General features: G+C 44.5%; 5 protein-coding genes. 2 read left to right on the top strand and 3 right to left on the bottom strand.

What is annotated here, in order from left to right; genetic code table 11:
* Nucleotides 1–554 (bottom strand): 2Fe-2S iron-sulfur cluster-binding protein (locus VB714_RS20890; RefSeq protein ID WP_323226619.1); only part of this gene is annotated, 554 nt, incomplete at its 3' end.
* Between the two features lie 573 nt (nt 555–1127).
* Between VB714_RS20890 and VB714_RS20885 the strand changes: the two genes are divergently transcribed.
* Both VB714_RS20885 and VB714_RS20880 read left to right on the top strand, forming a co-directional pair.
* Complete coding sequence (locus VB714_RS20885; protein WP_323226618.1) at nt 1128–1538, top strand: AbrB family transcriptional regulator; 411 nt, start codon at nt 1128–1130, stop codon at nt 1536–1538.
* 95 nt (nt 1539–1633) lie between these two features.
* Nucleotides 1634–2479, top strand: a complete 846-nt coding sequence (locus tag VB714_RS20880; protein ID WP_323226616.1) for a type II CAAX endopeptidase family protein — start codon at nt 1634–1636, stop codon at nt 2477–2479.
* A gap of 11 nt (nt 2480–2490) precedes the next feature.
* Here VB714_RS20880 and sppA read toward each other — a convergent pair whose 3' ends face one another.
* A complete protein-coding gene (sppA, locus tag VB714_RS20875; RefSeq protein WP_323226615.1) occupies nt 2491–4287 on the bottom strand; it encodes a signal peptide peptidase SppA in 1797 nt (598 codons plus the stop codon).
* 10 nt (nt 4288–4297) lie between these two features.
* Nucleotides 4298–4843: cob(I)yrinic acid a,c-diamide adenosyltransferase (gene cobO / locus VB714_RS20870; RefSeq protein WP_323226614.1), on the bottom strand; the 546-nt coding region annotated here is incomplete at its 5' end.

Here is a 4843-nt window from a genome sequence, read left to right as displayed (position 1 = left end):
ATGCGCTGTGCCTTCGCCAAAGCATGAGGACCAACAAAATCTGGATTTACCTCCCGCGCATTGCATTCCGAATAACAGGCACCGCATAAAATACAATTTCCCGAGGCTTCTAACTGCGATCGCTCTTGGGGAGTTTGCAAGAATTCTCGTTCGGGAATATTGCGTCCTTGAGTGCTGACATAAGGATCGATCGCTTCCAAATTATCCCAAAAACTTTTCATCTCCGTAACCAAATCTTTAATAACCGGAAAATTACCCAAAGGCGCGATCGTAATTTCGGGAAGATTAGTAGAATTGACCTGGGGAAAGCGAGCAATTTCACTGCCTACATTTTCCTTGCAGGCTAAAGCAGAACGACCGTTGATTCTCATGGTACAACTACCGCAGATCGTGTTGCGGCAATTCTTGCGAAAGGCGAGACTTCCATCTATTTCCCACTTAATGCGATTAAGACATTCCAAAATCGTATTCCTCCCTTCAACCTCCAACCGATAACTTTGGAGTTTGGGGAGCCCTTTCGGTTGCTGTCGAACAATCTGAAAAATAACTTCCATACTGGCAAATAACTTGATTTTTTAACCATAATATCGAGGCAGTTTTCCTTGTTGACATTTTCTCAGGGAGGAAGACTGTCGAATCTGACTCTAGTTTAAAACATTTTCTCCCCATTCCCTCCTTTTCTAATTGTCTCTCGCGATCGCCTTCCCCCTCGCACCAAAATTGGAGGCGATCGCCGCAGACAACATTGACTCAAGTCCTAATATTTGGCTGTTGGCCTTCTGCTATTTTCACTACTAGCAAGAAAAAAACTCCTCAATTTTGCTCCCTGGTGCGATCGCCAAAAAAATATTCCCGACTTTACCCCCTCATTTTCCCTCCAATATTGAGATAGAGTATCCCAATCTCCAGGATTTTTTTACTTTATACCCCGATCTGGGCTGTTCCCTATCCTCAATTTTTTCTAGATAAGTAAATCTCTCTGCCCTTAATTTCGTAAATTGTTAAAATTATTCAGAAAAAAACTTGACTTTGACCATACATTTAGGGATATATTTCTTATATGATGAGATATTAGAAGCGAAATGCTTCAGACAAACACTGAAAGTTCAAGGAGACTTTTTCAGATTATGTCCGAACAACCAACTCCATTGACGGGAAAAGCCTTACTGACCAAAGTTAAAGAGCTATCCCACTTACCGCGTCGAGAAACAGCAAAACGTTGCGGTTATTACAGCGTAGGTAAAACCGGCAGTACGCGGGTTAATTTGACGGATTTTTATGATGCAGTGCTTGCTGCTAAAGGCGTTGCCCTCGATCCAGACGGAGCAAAAGACGGTCGCGGACGGGAGCCGACTTATAAAGTCAGCGTGCATCAAAACGGTCAAATTGTCATCGGTTCTACCTATACGAAGGCGATGGGATTGAAGCCCGGTGATATGTTTGAAATTAAGCTGGGTTACAAGCACATTCACCTCAAGCAACTCGAGGAGGGTGAATATGAGGTGGATGAGGAAATGGATGAAACCGAAGAGACCTAAAATCGCGATCGCTGCCATTTTGCAATAAGTCGCAACATCTACCGAGGGTTATTTTTAAAGCAATTTTTCTTTGCTCTCGGTAGATGTTAAACCCAATGAAGCTCTTATTATTCTTCCTACAACAAGGGTTTGAGTCCCTCATAACGGCAGATGGATGGGTTAAAGGAATTGCTTTCTTTTTAATTTGGGCGATCGCCTGGTTGCCCATTGCTTTTCCTTTAGCAATTTTCTTAAAAATTCGTCCCACTCAGCCCTTAACTCCCCAACAAAAATTGCCTCTGTTGGCTTCTCTTTACGCGATCGCCCCCTTTATTATTTGGGCATCTCTACTGGTGAGTGGGGAATCTTTGCTGGACTATGGTTTGCACTTACAGCGCGAGTTTTTTATTTCTTTAGGGCTGGGAATTGCTTTGGCAATTTTTGGATTAGCCCTCGTCTTTGCCCTAGAATCTCGATGGGGTTGGCTACAATGGCATCCAGAAAAAATACCACAATTCGGTAAATTATTAATCCCGATTTTAGCTTTAGCACTTTGGATCGCGATCGTAGAAGAAACTATTTTCCGAGGATTCTTATTCAACGTCCTCTCCGAAGATAGCGGATTATGGGGAGGAATTGTCTTTTCCAGCCTTATTTTTGCCCTCTCCCATCTACTTTGGGAGGTAAAAGATACCTTACCTCAATTACCTGGACTGGTGTTAATGGGGGGGATTTTGGCTTTAGCTAGAGGGGTGGATGATGGCAGTTTGGGATTAGCTTGGGGACTCCACGCGGGATGGATTTGGGGGCTAACTTGCTTGGATTCTGCTGCTTTAATATCCTACAATATTGATGCGCCCCAGTGGTTCGTGGGTCTGGGAGAAAAACCCCTTGCGGGGATGGCCGGAATTGCTTGTTTACTACTGACCGGAATCATCTTAGGGGTAAAATTTGCCTTTTGAGTTAGTTTGCATTAGTCAATGTTGAGGGAGAAGGGAAAGAGAGTATAAATATTTTGAGGATCGTTGAGATTTTGGAGAATATTTAATTCTTTCTGTAGATTTTGCCATTCTTTCATTAAGGATGAGGAAGGAGAGAATTGAGTTTGCTGCGGTGCGATCGCCAGAGAAAATAAACTCCCTAAAAGTTCATTGAAACTTGGTTCCTCCCGATACTCCTCCACCTGCCAATCTTCCCCTAAATCCGCCTTTTTCGCAGCATAGGCGATCGCGGCATCTAATCCCCCCAATTCATCCACCAAGCCGAGTTTCTTCGCATCTAGACCCGACCAAACGCGACCTTGGGCGATCGCCGCTACAGTTTCCCTCGGCAAATAGCGAGACTTAGCAACTTTATCGAGAAACAGTTCGTAAATGCGATCGACACCCCCTTGAATAATTTTTAATTCTTGTTCAGTTTTAGGGCGAGAAATCGAGCTGGTATCGGCAAAAGGAGCCGTTTTGACCACATCCCAAGTTAGACCATTTTCCGCCGCAATTTTCTCAATATTGGGTAGAATGCTAAAAACCCCAATCGATCCTGTAACTGTAGTGAGTTCAGCAAAAATGCGATCGGCTCCCATCGCAATCCAGTATCCCCCAGATGCCGCCACATTGCCCATAGAGACAATCGTGGGTTTTTTCTTTTGTAGTAATTGCAATTCCCGCAAAATCAATTCCGAGGCTAAAGCGCTTCCTCCAGGGCTATCAATTCGCAACACTACCGTTTTAATCTCATCATCATCTCGGAGTTCTCGCAACTGGCGCATGAGGCGATCGCTGCCCATTTGTTCCCGAGATCCTTCTCCATAAACAATCGTCCCTTGGGCGTATAAAATCCCGACTTTATTGGCAGAAGAGCGAGATTCTTGGCGAGCAATTTCTGCATAAGTACCTAAATCAATCTGTCGAAATCCCTGCTTTTTTTTCGACTGTTGTGTGAGTTTTCGGAATTTTGCCTCAACCTCATCTAAATAGGCCAATTCATCCGCCAAACCCGTAGAAATTGCCTCTTGGGGTAGAAATAACCCTCGCGTGCTAACTAAATTCTGTAATTGTTGCGACGAGATTTCCCGACTTTTGCCCACAACTTGCAAAAAATTCTCCCATAAGTCCCCCAGTAAATTCTCCAACTGTTCTCGATTTTCCGGACTTAATTGCTGCTGAGTATAGGGTTCGACAGCAGACTTGTATTTACCCACCCTCACAATTTGTACACCAATACCAAACTTTTCTAATGCCCCCGTGAAAAACAATTGTTGCGATCCCAATCCATTTAACTCCATCGCACCCATCGGATTCAGCAAAATTTCATCGGCGATCGAGCCCAGATAATATTTTCGTTCTGTCCAATCCACATCATAAGCAATAATTTTCTTATCCGCCTCCTGAAATTTTTCTAAAGCGCGACGGAGAGCCTGTAAATTAGCATAACCGCTACTCCCCTCCCCGCCACTGCCATCTAAGAATAATGCCACGATGCGATCGTCTTTTGCGGCCGCTTCGATCGCCTTAACTGCATGACGCAAAGACAGAATCTTGTCATCCCCTTCCGTAAAACTTGCTGCAAAAGAGGCGATCGGGACAGTATCTTGAATTTCTGCGGACAGATCGAAAGTCAAAATAGACTTATCCTTGAGGTGAGGTGCCTCTTCCTCCACTAAAGCAGCCAGCAACATCACCGTGAAAATACTGACCCCAAAAATAGAAAAGAGGACGAAGGCCAAAAACGTCCCCAGTAAACTCGCAAAAACTTGTTTTAAAAACTGCATAAGAATTTAACTAGAATTCAATTCCAGGTTGAGCCTTAATATTTTGTTCGCGGAAAGGATGTTTAATGAGAGTCATTTCCGTGACCAGATCGGCTCTGGCAATTAGTTCCGGGGGTGCGCCTCGTCCTGTGAGAATAACGTGAGACTCTGGGGGCTTTTCTTCCAGTCCCGCTAAAACATCTTCCACGGCCAGATAGCCCAATTTTAAAGCAATATTCACCTCATCAAGAAGGACGAGGCGATAATGGGGATCGCGAATGTATTCTACTGCGGTTTGCCAAGCTGCTGTTGCTTTTTCAATGTCGCGATCGCGGTCTTGAGTTTCCCAGGTAAAACCTTCCCCCATTGCTTTAAACACCAATTGGTCAGAAAAACGCCCCAAAACCTCTTTTTCCGCCGGTTCCCATGCTCCCTTAATAAACTGCACGATCGCCACCTGATAGCCATGACCCAGCGATCGCATCACCATCCCTAAAGCGGCGGTGGTTTTTCCCTTACCATTGCCCGTATGCACGATAATTAAGCCTTTATCCTGGGATTTCTCCGCAAGGCGTTG

The sequence above is a fragment of the Spirulina sp. 06S082 genome (genome assembly GCF_034932145.1).
Lineage (GTDB): Bacteria > Cyanobacteriota > Cyanobacteriia > Cyanobacteriales > Spirulinaceae > CCY15215.
Note: the sequence above shows the minus strand (reverse complement) of the source record. Positions and strands in the feature narration are given on the sequence as shown.